This window comes from Novosphingobium sp. B-7 (assembly GCF_000410615.1).
Classification (GTDB): domain Bacteria; phylum Pseudomonadota; class Alphaproteobacteria; order Sphingomonadales; family Sphingomonadaceae; genus Novosphingobium; species Novosphingobium capsulatum.
This window is the reverse complement of sequence record NZ_KE148503.1, coordinates 1,612-1,950: the sequence shown is the minus strand read 5'-3', so window position 1 is coordinate 1,950 and position 339 is coordinate 1,612. Positions and strand designations below refer to the sequence as shown.

Annotated in this window: 1 pseudogene; it reads right to left on the bottom strand. The window is 70.5% G+C overall.

Going from position 1 to position 339, the window contains the following annotated elements:
• A pseudogene (locus tag H926_RS35260) lies at positions 1 to 339 on the bottom strand (class I SAM-dependent RNA methyltransferase); the annotation flags it as partial.

Sequence of the window (339 nt, the reverse complement as noted above, 5' to 3'; positions counted from 1 at the left end):
ATCGGCCACCAGGCCGGAAAAGCCGACGGCCACGCCCTGGTCGGCCAGCGTCAGTTCCACGTCTACCGCCAGCTTACGATCCTGCCAGCTTTCCAGCAGCGTGCGCAGCGGGGCCACCAGCGCCATCAACTCGGGCGCAATGACGTGGCATTCGCGCATGTCGATGGTCTTGTGGCCGCCACCCTCGCGAAAGCCCAGCACCACGCGGCGGCCGATCGCCTGCGCATGCAGGGTGGCGCGGCGGCGGGTGCGCGGCGGCGAAAGGTGGGTGGGCTCGGGCGTGCCGGGGTCCAGTTCCTGCCCCTTGGCCGCACCGATCACCCGGCTGCCGACGAAATC